The sequence below is a fragment of the Bacillus sp. 05T31 genome, assembly GCF_056396725.1.
This window is the reverse complement of sequence record NZ_JBFTMA010000504.1, coordinates 1-3294: the sequence shown is the minus strand read 5'-3', so window position 1 is coordinate 3294 and position 3294 is coordinate 1. Positions and strand designations below refer to the sequence as shown.

Genomic DNA, 3294 nt, shown 5'->3' with positions numbered 1-3294 from the left:
CCTTCACCTTGTCTTACTAAATCTCTCGCTTTTCGAATATCTCCGCTAGATTCTTTAATATGTGTAACATTTTCACACTCTTTTCCAATACGGAGCATTAACTCTGTGCTCATATCAACACCAGAAGTAAATGGGTTATTGTATAGCATAATTGGTATATTTACAGCGTTTGAGATTTCTTTAAAATGAAAATAAATCTCCTCTTCCTTCGGTTTACAATAGTAAGAGTTTATAATTAATGCGCAATCCGCTCCGTGCGCTTCTGCATGTTTCGTATAYTCAATCGTTTCTTTCGTCGTCTCTGCAGCAGTTCCAACAATGACAGGAATACGGCTATCAACTTCTTTTAATACTGTTTCTACCATGTTAAATCGTTCTTCTTTTGATAAACTAACAAATTCCCCTGTACTTCCATTAATAATAATTCCAGCTACCTTTTGCTCAATAAAGTAGTTTACGTTTTGTTTTACGCCTTTCCAATCAATCTCTTGAAAYTCATCCATYGGTGTTATTAATACTGGAAATGCCCCTTTAATWTTTTGCATCTTTATCTCTCCCTTTAACATATTATTTTAATAAGAAACCTGTTGGAAACGGATCGGTAGGATCTAATATAAATGTTTGCATACCTGTAATAAACCCTCTACTTTCAAATCGAAAAATGTATCCGAGTTCTTCTTTTTTCACTTTTTCTACTGTTATAAAGCTATTAAAAATACTTTCATTTTTAAAAGGTTTATCCGCTATATAATCATTTTTAAATAATGTATGAACATAAGACACAATAGTAGAAACAAAACCTGGTGAACGTACTATAAAGTTATCTTCATGAAATGTAATCGACTTTATATGGTTCTTTTCTTTTTGCATAGAATCTACTAAAATAAGTCTTTTTATTAATGACTGTTTTTGTATAGTTTGAAGTGTAGCTTCACCCCATTTTTTTAATTTAGAGATGTTTTCAATACTGATTTCTGGCGAATACGTATCTTTTTCTACAACTGCATATACTTTATCTGCCTGTATGAGAGAGTAACTTATATTACCAATCTTTAAATTTTTCTCAATCATATAACATAGTTTGCTTTCAAACGAAACAGATACAACTTCATCATTCTCTACATATGCATYSACTGAAAATATTCCAGATAGCGTTTCGATTTTGTATTGATTAGACTCTCTCTTTTTTAAATACCCGCTTTCTAGYAACATCGTTATTACTGCGACAATGCCTCCGTAATGAAGAGGAATGGATCCTTCATGATTAAAAAACAATACAGCTGCATCCACTTCATTATGAATAGAAGGAACGACAATACATCCATTTAAACCGATGAAACCACGTGGTTCATTTAATAAAAGTTTCATTTCTTCTGCTAATTCGCCTGAAAATTGTTCATTTAATTGCTCCAAACTGTAATAGTATTTRCATGGTACGTCTTTCATTACACGAAAYGCCTCGCCATTTACGTGTACWTCTACTGCTGTATACATTTTTTGAATGTTCATTTTACATCCTCCGTTTCATGTTCCATCGGCGGAATTAGCAAAAAGCCTTCTTTAAGTGGATCCTTTTCATTGTAAAAAAATCTATGCATACCCATAAGCCAAGCTGATCCCGTAATTTTCGTTACTACAGCTTCAATATTTTCTACATATGTTGTATTCATAACAAACCCTTTAAATAAAGAACCTACAATACTCTCATGAACAAATTCTTCATCGATATCAATTTTTTTATGAGCATATAATACAGCTAACTTCGCTGATGTTCCTGTGCCGCATGGAGATCGATCAATTCCTCCTGGCGGAACAACAACTGTATTTTTCACATGCGCACTTTTATGAGTAGGATCTGTATAAAATTCAACATGTGTTAATCCTCTTATAAACGAATACTCTGGATGAATGATTTCAAACTTCTCATTAATTGTATTTCTAATATGAATCGCCTTATCAATGATTGTAGATGCGTTTTCTGGTACTAACTCTAAACCTACTGACTTCGCATCGATAATGGCATAAAAATTCCCTCCATACGCAATATCAGCCTCTACAGTTCCAATTTCTTCAACGTGTACAGAAATATTTTTCAGTAAAAAAGCTGGTATGTTACAGAAGGAGACTTCTTTCGCTTTCCCATCTTGAACAGAAATATCTACTTCAACTAAGCCAGCTGGTGTATCTAGCTTTAAAGAAGTAACCGGTTCAATTACTGGAATTAAACCTGATTCAACTAAAGCTGTACATACACCGATTGTATCGTGGCCACACATCGGCAAATATCCACCTGTCTCTATGTATATAACACCTATATCAGCTTCAGGATGACACGAATCTGTTAATAATGCCCCTGACATTACATCATGACCACGAGGTTCATTCATTAACAATTTCCGAATCCAGTCATACTCTCTTTTCATATGTAACATCTTCTCTACCATCGTCTCTCCAATTAACTTAGGAAGTCCGCTAATTAATGTCCTCGTTGGATTCCCGCCCGTATGTGTATCAATTGTCGTAAAGACTCTTTGTGACCTCATCCGTTTAACACCCTTTCTGTAAAACGACTCAAACGAAGTGGTTCAATAGGAATGATTGTTTCTTTTTCATTTAATAACTCTTCAATCACTTTCCCAGTAACTGCCGCAAGACTAATTCCATCACCTTCATGTCCTGCTGCAATAAAATAATTCGGAATATGTTCCACTCGTGAAATGATCGGCAAATGATCTTCTGTCCACGGGCGTAATCCAGCATATGAACGAATCACCATCATATCTGCCATTTTCGGATAAAAACGAATTGCTCTATTCGCAATACATTTAATAACCTCGTTATTTATCCTCGTATGAAAGCCTACAAACTCTCTACTACTACCAATTAAAAAATTTTGGCTTTCTGTCGGTTCAAATACAAGTGCCACCCCGTACTTTTCAGTTAAAGCATCCACTTTTCGTTTTCCACCAAACTTAGAAATCAAATAACCAAATTCCATTACTTTACGGCAGCCAACGTGCTGTTGCCTTGAAGCTACAATAATATGCCCTTTTCTCGGTTCGATTGGAATATTCACATCTAACATCTGCCCGATTTTAGGAGCCCACACACCGGCTGCGTTCACAACTTGCTTCGCAGTAAACGTTCCATTTGTCGTTTCTACAATAAAGGAGCCGTCTATATCTCTTTTCATTTCTTTAACTTCTGTATGATTAAAAGCTTTYGTACCAAATTTYTTCGAYTCTGCAAGAAGTGAAAAAGCAAGAAGATATGGATTTACAGTCGAATCAGTTG

Annotated in this window: 4 protein-coding genes; all 4 read right to left on the bottom strand. The window is 35.0% G+C overall.

The features are described 5' to 3' along the window. A partial coding sequence (locus AC1DJR_RS22985; protein ID WP_477003586.1) for a dihydrodipicolinate synthase family protein occupies positions 1-545 on the bottom strand: 545 nt, incomplete at its 3' end. 22 nt (positions 546-567) lie between these two features. Beyond that, a complete protein-coding gene (locus AC1DJR_RS22980; protein ID WP_477003585.1) occupies positions 568-1509 on the bottom strand; it encodes a proline racemase family protein in 942 nt (313 codons plus the stop codon). Continuing rightward, positions 1506-2543, bottom strand: a complete 1038-nt coding sequence (locus AC1DJR_RS22975; RefSeq protein WP_429692401.1) for a proline racemase family protein — start codon at positions 2541-2543, stop codon at positions 1506-1508. Before AC1DJR_RS22975 ends, AC1DJR_RS22980 begins: the two co-directional genes overlap by 4 nt. Beyond that, a partial coding sequence (locus tag AC1DJR_RS22970; RefSeq protein ID WP_477003584.1) for an NAD(P)/FAD-dependent oxidoreductase occupies positions 2540-3294 on the bottom strand: 755 nt, incomplete at its 5' end. The genes AC1DJR_RS22975 and AC1DJR_RS22970, both read right to left, overlap by 4 nt.